Raw genomic sequence first — 16,470 nt, 5'->3', positions numbered from 1 at the left:
GACCGGCGCGAAAAAGCCGCGCCCCTGGGACTATCGGAGGCCAAATGGCGAAGATCACCTATATCGAGCACAACGGGACCCGTCATGAAGTGGACGTGGCCAACGGGCTGACCGTGATGGAAGGTGCCCGGGACAACGACATCCCGGGAATCGAAGCGGATTGTGGCGGGGCCTGTGCCTGTTCGACCTGTCACGTCTATGTCGCCGAAGAATGGGTCGAAAAGCTCCCCGCGCGGGAGGCGATGGAAGAGGACATGCTCGACTTCGCCTATGAACCCGACCCGGTGCGCTCGCGCCTGACCTGCCAGTTGCAGGTCTCGGATGCGCTGGACGGCCTCGTGGTCCAGATGCCGGAAAAACAGATCTGACCGCGGACCGTTCGCACGGCAGCTGACCGGAAATTGATGGGACGCCTCTGGACCCGGCGCGAAGGCGCGGGTCACATCAGAGGCGTCCTTTTCCTGTCCGAGGCCCTGATGTTCCGACTACTCCTTTCCGTCGCCCTTGCCCTCGCCACGCCGCTCTGGGCGCAGGAGATCGGGGGTGCCGGCTATGTCGAACCGACCGACGCCTATGGACACGGAGCGGTCGAAGGCGGCGAGCACGCGGGCCTGCGCATCGCGCTGACCGATGGCACCGCGCAGGTGATCCGCTTCGAGGGCGCCGTCTATGAAGACACGCGCCCCCGACTCGTCGATCTGGACGGCGACGGCGGGCTGGAGGTCGTCGCGGTCCTGTCCGGCTTCGATGTGGGCGCGATGGTGCAGGTCGTCGATCTTGTGGAAGGTCAGGCCCGAGTCGTGGCCATGTCCAACCCCATCGGCCAGCGCCACCGCTGGCTCGCCATTGCGGGAATCGCGGATTTCGACGGGGACGGGGCCATGGATGTGGCCTATGTGGACCGGCCGCATCTGGCAAAGGTCCTACGTGTCATGGCTCTGCGCCTCGAAGCTGACCAATGGCAATTCGACCCCCTGGGCGCCGTGGAGGGGCTGACCAACCATCACCTTGGATCGGCCAGGATCGAAGGCGGCGTGCGGACTTGCCCTGACGCGCTGCCCGTTATCGTGACGGCAGACGCCGGTTGGCGGGAGGTGGTCGAGACGCGCTGGGAAGATACGGCCTTTGAGAGCACGGTCGTCGGCGACTATGCCGGTCCCGAAAGCCTTGCCGCAGCCCTGCGCTGTCCCTGAACCCCGGTTCCCGCCGCGCTCAGAGCGCCCGCCAGCCGATGTCCGAGCGGTTGAAACCTTCCGGCCAGTCGATCTTGTCGATCATGCCATAGGCGCGGTCGCGGGCCTCGGCCAGAGAGTCGCCCCGCGCGGTGACGTTGAGGACCCGCCCGCCCGATGCGACGACCTGCCCGTCTTTCTCCCGGGTGCCGGCATGGAACACCATCTGTTTCGAGGATTCTTCGATGGCATCGAGCCCTTTGATGACGCTGCCTTTTTCGTAGTCGCCCGGATAGCCTTTGGCCGCCATGACCACGGTCATCGCGTGATCCTCGGCCCAGTTGACCTGACGATCCGCGAGTTTCCCCTCGGCACAGGCAATCATGAGGTCGAGCGCCTGCGCCCCGAGCCGCATCATCAGCACCTGACATTCCGGGTCGCCGAAGCGGACGTTGTATTCCACGAGGCGCGGCTGGCCGTCTTCCACCATGAGGCCCGCGTAGAGAACGCCCTTGTAGGGCGTCCCGCGCTCGGCCATCACCCGCATGGTCGGAGCGACGATTTCGTCCATCGCCTTCTCAACGACCGCATCGGTCAAGACCGGGGCCGGGGAATAGGCACCCATGCCCCCGGTATTGGGGCCCGTGTCGCCGTCGCCTACCCGCTTGTGGTCCTGCGCAGTGCCGACGGGGAGGAGCGTTTCGCCGTCCGACAGCACGAAGAGCGATCCTTCTTCGCCTGTCATGAACTCCTCGATCACGACCTCGGCCCCGGCCGCGCCGAACTCGCCCCCGAACATGTCGTCGATGGCGGCAAGCGCACTGTCCTCGTCCATTGCGACGATCACTCCCTTGCCGGCCGCGAGCCCGTCCGCCTTGACGACGATGGGCGCGCCCTGAGCGCGAATGTAGTCCTTTGCCGGAGCGGCTTCGGTGAACCGGGCATAGGCGGCCGTCGGCGCCTTGGCTGCGTCGCAGATCTCCTTGGTGAAGCTCTTCGATGCTTCAAGCCGGGCGGCGGCGCGTGACGGACCGAAGGCGAGGATACCTGCCGTTTCCAGCGCATCCGCGACCCCGGCGGCGAGCGGCGCTTCCGGGCCGATGATCACGAAGTCGATGGACATGACGTTGCAGAAATCCACGACCTTTTCGCCGTCCTCGATGTCGAGCGTCGCGCATTCCGCGATCGTCGCGATCCCGGCATTTCCCGGTGCCACGATCAGCTTGTCGCATTTCGGGTTCTGCATCACGGCCCAGGCCAGCGCATGTTCGCGGCCACCGCCGCCGAGGATGAGAATGTTCATGGAACGGTCCTTCGTCTAGCTGGGGCCGGAATAGCCAGAAGGCCGCCGGGGGGCAAGGAGAGAGCAAGGAGGGAGTCCCGCCCGCCTTGGACGGCGACCGACCGCCGACCCGAAGAGCTTTTGGAACGCGCGCCCTTCCGGGCCGTTGACTGGGAAACCATCAAAGACAGGAGGAACTCATGTCCGACCTTCAGAAAACCATCGCCATCCTCGCCACGCATGGCTTCGAGCAGAGCGAGCTTGAAGTGCCGCTCGAGAAGCTCAAAGCCGCGGGCGCGACCGTCCACGTCGTCTCGCCCGAGGCGGGCGAGATCAAGGGCTGGGATGAAAAGGACTGGGGCCGTGCCGTGCCGGTCGACGTGAAGCTCGATCAGGCAGACCCCGCCGACTACGACGCTCTCGTCCTGCCGGGCGGCCAGATCAACCCCGATGTCTTGCGCGTGAACGATGACGCGCTGGCCTTCGTGAAGTCGATCTACGATGCGGGCAAGGTCGTGGCCGCGATCTGTCACGCGCCCTGGCTGCTGGTCGAAACCGGGATCGCCAAGGGCCGCAAGATGACCAGCTATCCTTCCGTGAAGACCGACGTGATCAACGCGGGCGGCAAGTGGGAAGACAGCGAAGTCGTTACCGACAAGGGCCTTGTGACGAGCCGTAACCCCGGCGACCTCGACGCCTTCTGCGCGAAGATCATCGAAGAAATCAAGGAAGGCCGCCACGAGCGCAAGGCAGCCTGACCCGGCGACAATGGAGGGCGGCGCATCACGTGCCGCCTTTTCCTTTCAAGGTCCGCCCGCTAGGGTCGCGCCATGGATCTGATCGACGACGACGGCGCGCCTTCTTCGCGCGGCAATGCCCCTGAATTTACGGTCTCCGAGCTTTCCGGTGCGGTGAAACGCACGATCGAGGGCGAGTTCGGCCACGTGCGCGTGCGCGGCGAGGTCGGGCGCGTGTCGCTGCCGCGCTCTGGCCATGTCTATCTCGATCTCAAGGACGACCGCGCGGTCATTTCGGGCGTGATCTGGAAGGGTGTCGCGTCGCGGCTGGCCACCATGCCGGAAGAAGGCATGGAAGTCATCGCCACCGGGCGGCTCACGACATTTCCGGGGCAGTCGAAATACCAGATCGTGATCGAGGACATCGCCCCGGCGGGAGCCGGTGCCCTGATGGCGATGCTCGAGAAACGCAAGGCGGCGCTGGCGGCGGAGGGGCTGTTCTCGGAGGCGCGCAAAAAGCCGATTCCTTTCCTGCCGGATGTGATCGGGGTGGTGACATCCCCCTCGGGCGCCGTGATCCGCGACATCCTGCACCGGCTGCGCGACCGGTTCCCGCGCAAGGTGCTGATATGGCCGGTCGGGGTTCAGGGACAGAACTGTGCACCCGAAGTGGCGCGCGCGATCCGGGGGTTCAACGCGCTCACGCCCGGGGGCGCCTTGCCGCGCCCCGACCTTCTGATCGTCGCACGCGGCGGCGGGTCGATCGAGGATCTCTGGGGCTTCAACGAAGAGCTTGTCGTCCGTGCGGCGGCAGAAAGTGCTATTCCCCTGATCTCTGCCGTCGGTCACGAGACCGATACGACGCTGATCGACTTCGCCTCCGACCGCCGGGCGCCCACGCCGACCGCGGCGGCGGAAATGGCGGTGCCGGTGCGGCGGGACCTCCTGGCGTGGCTCGCCGAACAGGAGGCGCGGCTGACCGCTGCCTTGTCGCAGGGCATCACACGGCGTGGTCAGCGGCTCGCTGACCTGTCACGTGCATTGCCACGCGCCGACGTCCTTCTCGAGGTGCCGCGCCAAAGGCTCGACCGGGCCGGGGACCGCTTGCCGGCCGCCCTGATCGCGCGCGTGCGTGCGGAAGAGGTGCGACTGGGCAAGGCCGCAGGCGGCCTGCGGCCCGGTGTCCTGACCGCCCGGATCGACAGGGCGCGCGACCGGCTGGACGAGCGCGGACGGCAGTTGGGCCGGGCGCTCGCGCGGCCTGTGGACACCGGCAAGCGTGATCTGGACCGCCTTACGCCAAGGCTCGACCCGGCCCGCATCGAGGCAGCGAGACAGCGCAGCGAGCGCGAGTTCAACGCCCTCGCCGCGCGGCTCGACCGGGCAGGGCGCGCGCAGGTCGAGGGCTGGAAGAGCCGCCTCGCCGCGCTCGAGCGCATTCGGCAGACGCTGGGCTATACCGAGACGCTGAAACGCGGCTACGCCGTGGTGCGCAGCGAGGGCGAGGTCATCACGACCGCAGGCGCCGCCACGTCCGCGGGCATCCTCGAGATCGAGTTTGCGGATGGCCGCGTGTCCGCCGTCGTCGGTGGCAGCGCCGGCGGGGGGGCGAAACCGAAGAAGAAGGACACGCCGCCCGAGCAGGGATCCTTGTTCTGATCCGGACTGCCGTCAGACCCCGACCTCCGGCCCTTCGCAAAAGAGCGGCTCGTTGCTGATCCCTGTTTCGTAAAGTTCGGTCCCGTTGGGGTCGTTCTCGAAGAGGGCGGTCAGCTTGCCGCCATCGAGGTAGAAGGACCAGCACTGCGGGTCGTCGGGGCGGTCCTCGTAGATGAAACAGACCTGTTGGTCCTGCGCATACCAGAAGCCCGACTTGCAGTCGCCGTCGAGATAGGACCAGCGCACCTTGCGACCGGGCAGGTAATCCTCACCGCCGTATTCCGCCCCTTCCGTGCCGTAGAGAAGCGTCTTGCCCGTGACATAGGCTTCGAACTCTTCCGGGGTGAGGGGCTTGCCGTCGACGGCCAGAAGCGTGTTGGGCAAGACGACGGCGAGAAGGGCGAGATGGCGCAGGCGGATCATGGGAGGCTCCTTGCGGTCCAGGTTTCAAGCCGCGGGTTCATCACCCGGCGCCACAGCTTGGGAAAGAGCGCAAGCATGGCCATGACGGGCAGCGAAGACGGCAATACGGGCGCATCGGGCAGGTTGCGCAGTGCCGGATAGACCCGCGACGGATGCGCGTGGTGGTCGGAATGGCGCGGCGCATTGAGCATCAGGTGGCGCGAGAACCATGGGCTCGCATTCCAGCTGTGTCCAGCACCGATGGGTTCGAGCTTGCCGTCATCCCGCGTGGCCCGGCGGAGCCCGTAGTGCTGGACATAATCCGACAGCAGAAGCTGGGTCTGCGCATACCAGGCAATGAGGATGTAGGCTCCGAGCCCGGCCCAGCCGAAAAGACCTAGCATCGCGAAACAGAACCCGAGCGCCCCCGCGCAATAGAGGACATAGGGGTTTGTCCCGCCCGCGCCGCTCCGGCGGGCCAGGTCCGACTGTTCGGCTTCGTATCCCCTGACGAAACTGCCCCACCAGGCCCGTTTCGCGAAGGCATAGAAGCCCTCGTTTCGGCGCGCCGAATTCGGGTCCTGGGCCGAGGCGGCGAAGCGGTGGTGCACCTTGGTGTGGGCCGAGGTGTGATGACCGAAAAGGAGCGAGATATAAACCCATTTCCCAAGCTGGAACAGCGGGCGGCGGGTCCGGTGGATCAGTTCGTGCGCGTTGGAATTGGAGACCTGCCCGAAAAAGAGCCCGGCCCCCGCGAAAAGCGCGAACCACGTCCCCGGCCCGAGCCGGCCCGAAGCAAGCGCGCCCACCACGGCGAAGAGAAGCGCGAAATGCACGAGCGCGAGCGCGGCGGACAGAGCGTCGGCCTCGGCGAGGTCGCGTGGCGTGGCCTCGTCAGCGTCGGGCAGGGCGATCAGTTGATCCATCGCGAAGGTGAAGAGGGTCATGTAGAGAAAGCCGATCCATGCCCAGACGCCGCCATAGGTGGCTCCCGCGCCGATCAGGATGACCGGCACGAGCGTGGCCGCCGCATAGCTCGCGACCACGGGTATCGGGCTGGTGAAAATGGCTCGGGTCATGGGCGTCTCTTGGCGTGTCTCCATCCTATCAGGCTGCCCCTCCGCTGCAACGGGTGACGGAAAGACCGCTTGACCAACGGCACTCCGCGCTCTTTTCTGCCGCACGACGTCCGGTTTCTGCCGCACGGCGTCTGGCCGCGCCCGCGTGGCGGCCATCGGGACGGGACCAAGGGACGACACGCAGATGACCGCGAACTTACTGGCCTGGACCGGCATCCTGATGGCAATGGTCTACCTGCCCATGTCCGAGGAACGGGCCGACTGGTTGCGATCGGTCGTCAAGACGCTGCCGCTTCTGCTCTTCGCCTATGCCGCCTGGCATTTCGGCGGGGGTCCGTTCCTAGTCGCGGGGCTCTTCCTGTCGGCGTTGGGCGACATGGCGCTCTCGCGTGAGGGCGAGCAGCCGTTCCTTTTCGGGCTGGCGGCTTTCGCGCTGGCGCATCTGCTCTACATCCTTCATTTCCTTGGACTTTCCGATTCGCCCGTCTGGGAGGCCTTCGTCGCCAACGCGCCGATGGCGATCTTTCTCGTAGCCTATGCGGCACTCGCCGAAATCTGGCTCATCCCCTATACCCGGCATCTGAAGTGGGCGGTGCGGGTCTATGTGGTCCTGATCACGGGCATGGGGCTTGCCGCTCTCACCATGCCCATGGGGGTGCCTTTTCTGGGTGCGGCCTTCTTCATCCTGTCCGACACGCTCCTCGCCTTTCAGCTCTTCCGGATGGACGAGGACAATCCGCTCTCCGGGCGCATGGTCTGGGCGATCTGGATCGCCTATGTGGCGGGACAGGCGCTGATCCTGTCGACTGCCTGAAAAGGGCCCGCGGGTCTTTCCATCAAGGGCATTCGAGATTAGGTCAGGATCAACACCGGAGGTCACATGTCGTTTTTCTCGAAACTGAAGGATCGCCTGACCAAGTCTTCGTCGAAGCTGGAGCAGGGATTGGAGGCGATCGTCGAGGACGGCGGCCAGGAGGAAGTGCTCGCGGCCGACCCCGAGCCCGATGTCCCTCAGCCCGATCCTCCCAAGACGCCTCAGCCCGCCGATCCGCAGCCGACGCCGGAACCCGAGCCGGTGCCGGAGCCCGATCTGCCGGAAACGCCGGAGCCGGAGACACCCAAGCCTACGCCGGAACCGGACCCGATCCCCGCGCCCGACGTGACGCCTGGGCCTGGCCCGACCCTGCCCGGCAATTCACCGACCGAGGTGCCGCAGGCACCCGACATCACGCCACCCGACGCCCCGACCGAGGCGCCGCAACCCCGTGACCCGGCCTGGACGCCGCCGCCGAGCGAGTTGTCGGCCGGCGTGGCCGCCGTGGCTGAAGCCCCGCGCGAAACCACAAAGGCAAAGGCGGAAACCGACCGGCCCGGCCTTCTCGGGCGCATGTTCGGGCGAGGGGCGGCCGCGCCCAAGACCGTGGTGCGCCGCGTGCTCGACGACGACATGCTGGAAAGCCTCGAAGAGCTGATGATCGCGTCGGATATGGGTGTCGACACGGCCCTGCGCGTGTCGGCCAATATCGCCGAAGGACGCCTTGGCAAAAAGCTCTCGGTCGAGGAGATCAAGTCGATCCTCGCGATGGAAATCGCCCGGATCATGGAGCCCGTGGCCAAGCCTCTGCCGATCTATCCGAAACGGCCGCAGGTCGTGCTGGTCGTGGGCGTGAACGGGGCGGGCAAGACGACAACCATCGGTAAACTCGCTTCGCAGTTTCGCGCTGCCGGCAAGTCGGTGGTGATCGCCGCAGGCGATACCTTCCGGGCCGCGGCGGTCGAACAGCTTCAGGTCTGGGGACAGCGCGCGGGCGTGCCGGTGCTCACCGCGCCCGAAGGGTCCGATCCCGCGAGCCTCGCTTTCGATGCGATGACCAAGGCACAGGAGGAAGGTGCCGATCTTCTCATGATCGACACCGCCGGGCGGCTCCAGAACCGCGAGGACCTGATGCAGGAACTGGCAAAGATTGTCAGGGTGATCAAGAAGAAGGACCCCGATGCGCCGCACAACACGCTGCTCGTGCTCGACGCGACGACGGGCCAGAACGCGCTTAGTCAGGTCAGCACCTTCCAGAAGCTCGCGGATGTATCGGGCCTCGTGATGACGAAGCTCGACGGGACGGCCAAGGGCGGCGTTCTGGTGGCGCTGGCCGACAAGTTCGGCCTGCCGATCCACGCCATCGGGGTCGGCGAACAGATCGACGATCTCGCGCCCTTTGATCCTCAGGATTTCGCCAAGGCCCTGACCGGAGCCTGACGGGGCTCGGGTCAGCCGCGCCGCCGCACCAGCACGTCGGCACTGACGGCATCCGCAATCTCGATCCGGAACTGGCCCGCGGACTTGGCGTCCAGGCCCAGTTGGTCCGCCATCCATCCCGCCGCCTCTGCCGTGCGCAAGGTCGTGAACTGACGGCGTTCTTCACGCAGTCCCGACATATGCGCCATGACGCCGTAGAGCCGCAGCATGACCATGAACCTCACGTCGGGCACCACAACAGCGACAGGCCGATTGGCGGGCACATCTTCCATGGCGGGGCGTTGAAGCACCATCCGGTTGATCTCGGCCGAGTTCATCGGTCCCGTCGTGATCCGCGAGGCGTCGATGAACAGGGGCACGTCCAGCGAGAGCCCGGACACGCAGCCGTCCCGGAGCGTCTGCATCGCCGATACGAGATCGGACCCCGTGAACGGATCGGTCAGCCGCACATAGGCCATGGGAACGGTTTCTAGACCTCGGACGACGTGCATTCTCGACTTTCATTCCGTGTTTACCTGCCTCAAGACGCTCACTTTCATGGCGCTCGGGGGTCCCAAAAATTCCCCAATCACGCTCTATCGAATGCGCTGGGGCATCAATGTGCAAGGCGACTATCATGGGCAGACGCCGTCAGCCAGAACCGATGATCATGCTCAAGGGAACGCGCACCGCGATGTCCTTCGTGCTTGAATCGCGGCGTATCGCCATAGCGGACCCCTATCCGGCGGAAGGCCAGCCGGGCTATTCGTCGATGGCGGACATTCTGGCGCGTGCCGTGCTCTTCGCCAACTGGGAGGTGGTCGGGGCGGCGGCGCTCGTGCGTGCGGGATCCGTGACGCGAGTGGTCGAAGCGGGTCTGACCGGCGTCTACCGGACCGATGAATTCATGCGGCGCCTGACCATGCGGATGCTTGCGGACGCCACCCACGAATTGATCGACACGCCCGTGATCGAAGATGCCTGGCGGCGCGAGGTCGACATCGCGCCCTTCATCAAGCGGCGGCGTGTGAACCGCGCGGAAGACAAGGCGATGCGTCCCGAACCGATCGGGGCGCTGCACATACCGCTCGACGCCGACATGCAGTCCCGCTGGGCCCGGTTCCGCCGATCAGGTGGCGACACGATGCCCCGTGCACCCCGGAGCGTTTCGCTGTAAGCACCCCCCGTTCCGGGAAGAGGTGCAGCTTTGGGCGATTGGATCATCTCACTTGAAGGGACCGAGGCCGGAGGTCATCTGGCGCTCGGGCTCGCCCTTCTCGCGGCGCTGCTTCATGCCTTCTTCGGGGCCTTGCAGAAGGGTCGGCACGATCCCTGGCTGTCGCGCGGTGCGATCGACTTTGCCTATGGCATCATGGCAGCGCCCGTCGCGCTCTTCGTGGAGCCATGGCCCGACCCGGCGCTCATCCCCCTCTTCGCGCTCATCTGGGCGATCCATGTGGTCTACAAGCTGTGTCAGGGGTTCACCTACACTCTGGGCAGCTACACGGTCGTCTACCCGGTCGTGCGCGGCACCGGCCCGCTCTTCGCGGTCATCGGCGCGGGGCTCCTGTTCGGCGAGCATTTCAACTGGGTGCAATGGTCGGGCGTCGCGCTCCTGGTGGGGGCGATCTATGGTCTTGCGCTCTACAATCTCAAGCACTGGCAGATCGGTCGCGACCGGTTGAAGCCGGCGCTCGTCATGGCCGTCGTTACCGGGCTTTTCGTGGCCGCCTATACCACCATCGACGCCTACGGGATTCGTGCAACCGCAGATCCCTTCACCTTCCTCGCCTGGTTCTTCATGATCGACGGTCTTACCTTCCCGGTGGTCGCGGTGGTCCGATACGCAAGGATGGACGACAAGCCCGACCTCGGCCCGCTTGCGCTTCGTGGCTTCGTCGGCGGGGTCACGGCTTACTTCAGTTTCGGCGCGATCATGCTTGCCACACGACTTGACGACGTGGGTGAAGCGGCGGTCCTGCGCGAGACATCGACGGTTTTCGCCGCTCTCATCGGCTGGCTCGTGCTGGGAGAGAAAGTGGGTCCTCGTCGCGTCATCATGATGGCATTGATCGCACTGGGGGCTGTAATCGTCGAAGCGGGAGGTTAAGTAGGGGCAAATGGGCTCAGTCCCGTGATCCAAGCCAGCTTTCCATGCGTAGCCCAGATATGACGACCGAGACCTCCCAGATGCCCGACACGTCCAAGCCCGGTTCGACCGAACCCAAAGTCAATCCCTGGCTTCGTGCCTCGCTGGAATACGGGCCGATCATCGCCTTTTTCGTGGGTTACATGTTCGTGCGCAACATGAGCTTCACGGTCGGCGGACGGGAATACGAGGGCTTCCTCGCCGTGACGGCGGGCTTTATCCCGCTTCAGGCGATCTGCACCTTCTTCCTCTGGCGCGTGACGGGCAAGCTCTCGGCCATCCAGATCATGACAGTTGTCCTCGTCGCCGTGATGGGCGGCATTTCGATCTGGCTCAACGACGAACGCTTCATCAAGATGAAGCCGACGATCCTTTATGTCTTCTTCTTCGTGGTGTTGGGATTCGGGCTGCTGCGCGGGCAAAGCTATCTGCGCGTGGTCATGGAACACACGATGCCCATGACAGACGAGGGCTGGATGATCCTGACCCGCCGCGTCGCCTTCTTCTTCGCGGCCCTCGCTCTTGCGAACGAAGCGATCTGGCGCACCATGTCCACGGACGCATGGGTCAACTTCAAGACCTTCGGCCTTCCCGCGCTCCTCTTCCTGTTCTTCATGACGCAGTCGGGGCTGTTCTCGAAATACAGCCTCAATCAGGCCGACGAAGCGAAAAGCTGATGCCGGCCATGGCGCCCTTCATTGTTTGAAGAGCACCTTCTGCGCGTCCTTGTCGTCCTGAAGCTTCGAGCGTTTCTCCGCGCCGACAGCCATGCCACGCTGGACCGCGTCGCGAGCGGCGAGGGTGTCGAGCCAGCGGGCGAGGTTCGGTTTGTCGTCCAGCGTCTGTTCCTGCCGTTCCCACAGTGACGCCCACCCGTAACAAGCCATGTCGGCAATGGAATAGAAGTCGCCGGCGAGATACTCCGCCTCGGCCAACCGCCGGTCCATGACGCCGTAAAGCCGCCCGGTCTCGGCCCGGTAGCGGTCCTTGGCATAGGGAAGGTCCTGCGGCGGGTCCATCGCGGGCGCATAGGTCAGGAAGTGGTGCGCCTGTCCGGCCATGGGACCGAGCCCGCCCATCTGCCACATGAGCCACTGGTCCACGGCGATCCGGTCGCGCTCGGTCGGGCCGCAGAACTTGCCGGTCTTGCGCGCAAGGTATTGCAGGATCGCGCCGCTTTCGAAGATCGAGATCGGCGCGCCGTCGGGCCCGTCCGGGTCCACGATGGCTGGCATCCGGTTGTTGGGCGCAATCTTGAGGAACGCGGGCTCGAATTGTTCGCCCTTGCCGATGTTCACGAATTTCACGTCATAGGGCAGGCCCATTTCTTCCAGGGCAATGGTGATCTTCCAGCCATTGGGCGTGGGCCAGTAATGAAGCTCGATCGGCGCGGGCATGTTGTCCTCCTGTCGCGGGTCGCGTCAGGATGACAGACTGGCAGCGAGGGGCAAGGGGGGCAGGGGCGCGTCGGCAGGTTCGGCAAGCCAGGACAGGGGCAGATCGCCCCGGATCACCGCGCCGTAGAGCGGGAGGAGCCCGGGACGCAGGTAGGTCGACCAGTGGCAGACGCGTGCCGAAGGGGCCGCAATCGGGTGGCCGAGGCGTGCGAGCCGGTCCCGGGTCGCGAAACGGTCGATCCGCAGGTCCGTCCAGCCGGGCTGGGTCATGCCGGCACCGACGGTGCGACCGCGCATCCCCATCGACGCCGACAGCATCATGTCGAAGACCGCGTTCTCCCGGCTGGTGACGTTGAGCACCTCGGCCCGACGTCCCGCGGGCGAGGCCGTCGCCGCCCGTGCCGGGCCGCGAAACTCGGCCCCGGTCATGAGGACGATCCGCCCGATGCTGCCTTCCCGCGCATGGGCGAGCGCGGACAAGGCGACCCGGCCGCCGAGCGAATGGCCCAGCATGTGAACGGGCCGGCCAAGATCCGCGACGAAACCGGCAAGGCGTTCCCCCGCCGCGCCTGCGCGGCGATAGGCGGCCCAGATCGACCCGATTGCCTCCCAGCCAAAAGACAGGACAAGGGCGTCCTGCCCAAGGCCAAGGTGCCGGGGCCAGGAGACGAGCTTCCAGCCACGGCGGCTCGCCTGAGGCGACAGGATCGAATCGTGCGGGCAATGGCCCGTGACGCCCGGCGCGTATTTGAACCCGTGGATCAGGATGACGACCGGTGCGCTTCGGGGCAAAGTGGCGAGGGCCTCCGACAGCGCACTTTTGTCGACGTCGAGCCCGTCCGACAGGGCATTCACGATGAGGTGCGTCATGGCCGGCCCTCGCAAGATCCCGTTGCTGAAGACATGCCCGCCCGAAGTGACTCCCACATGAAACCCGCGTGACGCGGCAGTAACAGTTGCCGCCAAGCCACCTTGACGGGCGGGGCCCCGCGGCGTATCGCCTCTGGCGTGGCGCTTTGTTCACCGGATTGCGGGCCACTTTAAACAAACCGCTAAAGAGGTCTGGGACGGACAGACGCCCCCGACTGGATCGGTGGGCGTTTTTGTTTGCCCCGTCGGGGCCAGGAAGACCGGAGAGCGACATGGCGAATTTCTCGAAGCGGACCCAGATGGTGCACGGCGGCATCCGGCGCAGCCAGTATGGCGAACTGTCCGAGGCGATGTTCATGACGCAGGCCTTCGTCTATCCGAACGCGGAAGCGGCCGAGGCGCGCTTCGTGAAGGCGGGGGAGGACGAGTTCATCTATGCCCGCTACGGCAACCCGACGAACCGCATGTTCGAGGACCGTCTTGCCATGCTCGAAGGCACCGAGGACGCTTTCGCCTGCACCTCGGGCATGGCTGCCGTGAATGGCGCGCTCATGGCCCTGACCAAGGCAGGGGATCACGTGGTGTCCTCCCGCGCGCTCTTCGGCTCGTGCCTTTACATCCTCGAAGAGGTGCTCGCGCGTTTCGGGGTCGAGATCACTTTGGTCGACGGCACCGACAACGCGGCCTGGGAAGCGGCGATCCGGCCCGACACGCGGCTCGTGTTCTTCGAGTCGATCTCGAACCCGACGCTCGAGGTGGTGGACATGGCCCATGTGGTGAGCCTGGCCCATGCGGTCGGGGCGCTGGTCGTGGCCGACAATGCGATGGTCACGCCGGTCTATTCCTATGCGGCCAAGATGGGCGCGGACCTCGTCGTCTATTCGACGACGAAGCACGTGGACGGGCAGGGGCGGATGCTGGGCGGTGCGATCTGCGGGTCGCGCGAACTCATCCGTGGGCCGATCGAAGCCTACATGAAACACACGGGCGGCGCGATTAACCCCTTCGCGGCCTGGACCCACCTGAAGGCGCTGGAGACCATCGACCTGCGGGTGCGCGCCCAGTCGGACAGCGCGCTCAAGGTCGTCGAGGCCCTGTCGGGTCACGAAAAGCTGAGCTTCGTGAACTACCCGACGCATCCCAGCCATCCGCAATATGACCTCGCCATTGCACAGGCGCCCTCAGCCGGGACCGTGCTCGCCTTCGAGGTGAAAGGCGGCAAGGAGGCGTGCTTTACCTTCCTGAACGCTCTCGAGATCTTCATCATCTCGAACAACTTCGCCGACGCGAAATCCATCGCGACGCATCCCGCGACAACCACGCATCAGCGACTGCCGCAGGATCAGAAAGATCTGCTCGGCATCTCGGACGGACTGGTGCGGCTGTCGGTCGGGCTCGAGGATCCGTCGGACCTGATCGGGGATCTCATGCAGGCGTTGGATAGGGTGTGACCTGATCCAATAGGGCGAATCGCGCGTATTCTGGTAAATGTGACGCTTCGACCCCATATGTGGGCCGACATCAGGGGAGGGACGCCCATGAACCATGTGACCAAAGTCACCGCATTGGATCGCGACGATGCCAAGCGCGCGCTCGACGTGTTGCGTGATTGGGCGATGCGTGCCGATCCGGCGGAAGTCGCCGCGCTCGATCCTGCGATTGCGCGGCTCTTGCCGGATGCGCCCTTGGGGAACTACCCGGACCTCAAGCGGACCTATGATCCGCATTTCGAGGTCGACGCCGACTACAAGGCTTCGCTCCCCGATCTCCAGAACGGTCCAGCGAGCCTGATCCAGGGCGAGAAGGCGATCATTCAGCATGTCGGCATCTCGAATTTCCGCCTGCCGATTCGCTACCACACGCGCGACAACGGCGACCTGACGCTTGAAACCTCCGTGACCGGAACGGTGAGCCTCGAGGCCGAGAAGAAGGGCATCAACATGAGCCGCATCATGCGGTCGTTTTATGCCCATGCCGAGAAGACCTTCAGTTTCGAGGTTATCGAAGCAGCGCTCGATGACTACAAGACCGATCTAGAGAGCCTCGACGCGCGGATCGAAATGTCATTTTCCTTCCCTATGAAGGTCGAAAGCCTGCGCTCCGGGTTGCAGGGCTATCAGTATTACAACATTGCGCTGGAGCTCGTCGAAGAGGGCGGTGTCCGGCGCAAGTTCATTCATCTGGACTATGTCTATTCCTCGACCTGCCCCTGTTCGCTGGAGCTTTCCGAACATGCGCGTCAGTTCCGGGGACAGCTTGCAACGCCGCATTCGCAACGGTCCGTCGCTCGTATCTCGGCCGAAGTCGCACCGGATCAGTGTTGCCTCTGGTTCGAGGACCTGATCGAGCTGTGCCGCGCGGCGGTGCCGACCGAAACGCAGGTCATGGTGAAACGCGAGGATGAACAGGCTTTCGCGGAACTGAACGCGGCCAACCCGATCTTTGTGGAGGATGCCGCCCGGCTCTTCACAGAGCGGTTGAAGGCCGATGACCGGATCGGTGATTTCCGCGTGGTGGCCAGTCATCAGGAGAGCCTGCACAGCCACGACGCCGTCTCGATCCTGACCGAGGGTCCCACGTTCAGGGCCACCTCGCTTGATCCGCGTCTCTTCTCGACCCTCATTCACGCGGGCTGACACGACCGGGTTAAGCCCCGATTAAGGGATTGGTGCTATTCTGCCGTCACAAGTCGCTTGTGAAGGACAGGCATGGACGATTGCGACCCTTTCTTGCCGGGTGCTACGCACGACGACCCGATCGTGAAACATGATGCCGGTGTCGTCCTGCCGAAGGCGCATGGCCCGCCGCCACGCCACCAGCCCCGTGTCATCGCCATCGGGGCCTCGACCGGCGGGACCGAGGCGCTCGCGGCCATCTTCAATGACCTTCCGCCGCGCCTTCCGCCCATCGCGGTGGTCCAGCATATGCCCGAAGGCTTCATCCAGGGTTTTGCCTCGCGCCTGAACCTTGGATCGGCGATCGAGGTCTTCGAGGCCGAGCAGGGCAGGGTCATTCTGCCTGGACAGGCCGCCATCGCCCGGGGGGACAGACACATGGTCCTCGTGCGGGACGTCGGCGGCTACCGGATCGACCTTCTGGATGGACCGCGCGTGTCGCGCCACCGCCCCTCGGTCGATGTCCTGTTTCGGTCCGTCGCGCAGACCGTCGGTGCCAGCGCGATCGGCGTGCTTCTGACGGGCATGGGCGACGACGGCGCGCGGGGGCTTTTGGAGATGCGACAGGCCGGCGCCCGGACGCTCGCGCAAAACGCGCAGACCTGCGTGGTCTACGGCATGCCCCGTGTCGCGGTGGAACTGGGCGCCGCGACGACAGTCTTGCCGCTGGGTCGGATCGCTTCGGAGATTGTCGACTGGGCGAGGGCGGGAGCGAGACAGCCGATCCCCTGATCCGGGACGCGGCAAAGGCCAAGACGAAACATCCTCGCGCAATGATCGTGAGGCTTCCCAAGCCCTTGGCTAACCGCTTGGCT

18 protein-coding genes and 1 riboswitch are annotated in these 16,470 nt (G+C 65.2%); of the genes, 12 read left to right on the top strand and 6 right to left on the bottom strand.

Annotated features, from left to right (window positions below):
- Positions 1 to 44: 44 nt before the first annotated feature.
- Complete coding sequence (locus tag KJP29_RS17560; protein WP_218464799.1) at positions 45 to 368, top strand: 2Fe-2S iron-sulfur cluster-binding protein; 324 nt, start codon at positions 45 to 47, stop codon at positions 366 to 368.
- Between the two features lie 108 nt (positions 369 to 476).
- Positions 477 to 1,193, top strand: coding sequence for a VCBS repeat-containing protein (locus KJP29_RS17555; RefSeq protein WP_218464798.1), 717 nt, complete (start codon positions 477 to 479; stop codon positions 1,191 to 1,193).
- A 19-nt stretch (positions 1,194 to 1,212) separates the two neighbouring features.
- Here KJP29_RS17555 and purD read toward each other — a convergent pair whose 3' ends face one another.
- Positions 1,213 to 2,475 (bottom strand): phosphoribosylamine--glycine ligase, encoded by a 1,263-nt coding sequence (gene purD / locus KJP29_RS17550; protein ID WP_218464797.1) that lies wholly within the window; start codon positions 2,473 to 2,475, stop codon positions 1,213 to 1,215.
- A gap of 179 nt (positions 2,476 to 2,654) precedes the next feature.
- Here purD and KJP29_RS17545 point away from each other — a divergent pair, with 179 nt between their 5' ends.
- On the top strand, positions 2,655 to 3,212 hold the full coding sequence (locus KJP29_RS17545) for a type 1 glutamine amidotransferase domain-containing protein (RefSeq protein WP_218464796.1): 558 nt from the start codon (positions 2,655 to 2,657) through the stop codon (positions 3,210 to 3,212).
- A 72-nt stretch (positions 3,213 to 3,284) separates the two neighbouring features.
- The gene (xseA, locus tag KJP29_RS17540) at positions 3,285 to 4,850 is read left to right on the top strand and encodes an exodeoxyribonuclease VII large subunit (RefSeq protein WP_218464795.1); all 1,566 of its coding nucleotides are present in this window, start codon (positions 3,285 to 3,287) and stop codon (positions 4,848 to 4,850) included.
- 12 nt (positions 4,851 to 4,862) lie between these two features.
- On the opposite strand, the gene KJP29_RS17535 is transcribed toward xseA, so the two are convergent.
- Together KJP29_RS17535 and KJP29_RS17530 are read right to left on the bottom strand one after the other, a co-directional pair.
- Positions 4,863 to 5,273 carry a hypothetical protein gene (locus KJP29_RS17535; protein WP_218464794.1) on the bottom strand — a complete coding sequence of 137 codons (411 nt, stop codon included), beginning with the start codon at positions 5,271 to 5,273 and terminating at the stop codon, positions 4,863 to 4,865.
- Positions 5,270 to 6,331, bottom strand: a complete 1,062-nt coding sequence (locus KJP29_RS17530; RefSeq protein ID WP_218464793.1) for an alkane 1-monooxygenase — start codon at positions 6,329 to 6,331, stop codon at positions 5,270 to 5,272. Before KJP29_RS17530 ends, KJP29_RS17535 begins: the two co-directional genes overlap by 4 nt.
- Before the next feature lie 184 nt (positions 6,332 to 6,515).
- Here KJP29_RS17530 and KJP29_RS17525 point away from each other — a divergent pair, with 184 nt between their 5' ends.
- Both KJP29_RS17525 and ftsY read left to right on the top strand, forming a co-directional pair.
- The gene (locus KJP29_RS17525) at positions 6,516 to 7,145 is read left to right on the top strand and encodes a lysoplasmalogenase (protein ID WP_218464792.1); all 630 of its coding nucleotides are present in this window, start codon (positions 6,516 to 6,518) and stop codon (positions 7,143 to 7,145) included.
- A 66-nt stretch (positions 7,146 to 7,211) separates the two neighbouring features.
- Positions 7,212 to 8,585, top strand: a complete 1,374-nt coding sequence (gene ftsY / locus KJP29_RS17520; protein ID WP_218464791.1) for a signal recognition particle-docking protein FtsY — start codon at positions 7,212 to 7,214, stop codon at positions 8,583 to 8,585.
- Positions 8,586 to 8,596: 11 nt separating this feature from the next.
- On the opposite strand, the gene KJP29_RS17515 is transcribed toward ftsY, so the two are convergent.
- Complete coding sequence (locus KJP29_RS17515) at positions 8,597 to 9,043, bottom strand: hypothetical protein (RefSeq protein WP_218464790.1); 447 nt, start codon at positions 9,041 to 9,043, stop codon at positions 8,597 to 8,599.
- Between the two features lie 158 nt (positions 9,044 to 9,201).
- Between KJP29_RS17515 and KJP29_RS17510 the strand changes: the two genes are divergently transcribed.
- The 3 genes from KJP29_RS17510 to KJP29_RS17500 are packed head-to-tail and all read left to right on the top strand — an operon-like array spanning position 9,202 to position 11,390.
- Positions 9,202 to 9,741 carry a hypothetical protein gene (locus KJP29_RS17510; protein ID WP_218464789.1) on the top strand — a complete coding sequence of 180 codons (540 nt, stop codon included), beginning with the start codon at positions 9,202 to 9,204 and terminating at the stop codon, positions 9,739 to 9,741.
- A 30-nt stretch (positions 9,742 to 9,771) separates the two neighbouring features.
- Complete coding sequence (locus tag KJP29_RS17505; protein ID WP_218464788.1) at positions 9,772 to 10,674, top strand: DMT family transporter; 903 nt, start codon at positions 9,772 to 9,774, stop codon at positions 10,672 to 10,674.
- Between the two features lie 59 nt (positions 10,675 to 10,733).
- On the top strand, positions 10,734 to 11,390 hold the full coding sequence (locus tag KJP29_RS17500) for an inner membrane-spanning protein YciB (RefSeq protein WP_218464787.1): 657 nt from the start codon (positions 10,734 to 10,736) through the stop codon (positions 11,388 to 11,390).
- A gap of 18 nt (positions 11,391 to 11,408) precedes the next feature.
- Here KJP29_RS17500 and KJP29_RS17495 read toward each other — a convergent pair whose 3' ends face one another.
- Positions 11,409 to 12,110: a glutathione S-transferase N-terminal domain-containing protein gene (locus KJP29_RS17495; RefSeq protein WP_218464786.1), complete on the bottom strand. Its 702-nt coding sequence runs from the start codon at positions 12,108 to 12,110 to the stop codon at positions 11,409 to 11,411.
- Positions 12,111 to 12,134: 24 nt separating this feature from the next.
- On the bottom strand, positions 12,135 to 12,980 hold the full coding sequence (locus KJP29_RS17490) for an alpha/beta fold hydrolase (RefSeq protein ID WP_218464785.1): 846 nt from the start codon (positions 12,978 to 12,980) through the stop codon (positions 12,135 to 12,137).
- A 128-nt stretch (positions 12,981 to 13,108) separates the two neighbouring features.
- Positions 13,109 to 13,187: riboswitch (SAM riboswitch) on the top strand.
- 65 nt (positions 13,188 to 13,252) lie between these two features.
- Between KJP29_RS17490 and KJP29_RS17485 the strand changes: the two genes are divergently transcribed.
- From KJP29_RS17485 to KJP29_RS17475, 3 genes are all read left to right on the top strand, one after another.
- Entirely contained in the window at positions 13,253 to 14,431 is a 1,179-nt protein-coding gene (locus tag KJP29_RS17485) for a PLP-dependent aspartate aminotransferase family protein (RefSeq protein ID WP_218464784.1), read from the top strand.
- Positions 14,432 to 14,518: 87 nt separating this feature from the next.
- On the top strand, positions 14,519 to 15,616 hold the full coding sequence (gene folE2 / locus KJP29_RS17480) for a GTP cyclohydrolase FolE2 (protein ID WP_218464783.1): 1,098 nt from the start codon (positions 14,519 to 14,521) through the stop codon (positions 15,614 to 15,616).
- Between the two features lie 72 nt (positions 15,617 to 15,688).
- Positions 15,689 to 16,387 carry a CheB methylesterase domain-containing protein gene (locus KJP29_RS17475; protein WP_218464782.1) on the top strand — a complete coding sequence of 233 codons (699 nt, stop codon included), beginning with the start codon at positions 15,689 to 15,691 and terminating at the stop codon, positions 16,385 to 16,387.
- Positions 16,388 to 16,470 lie beyond the last annotated feature (83 nt).

It is taken from the genome of Maritimibacter sp. DP1N21-5, assembly GCF_019218295.1.
GTDB lineage: Bacteria > Pseudomonadota > Alphaproteobacteria > Rhodobacterales > Rhodobacteraceae > Maritimibacter.
This window is presented reverse-complemented; position numbering and strand designations above follow the sequence as displayed.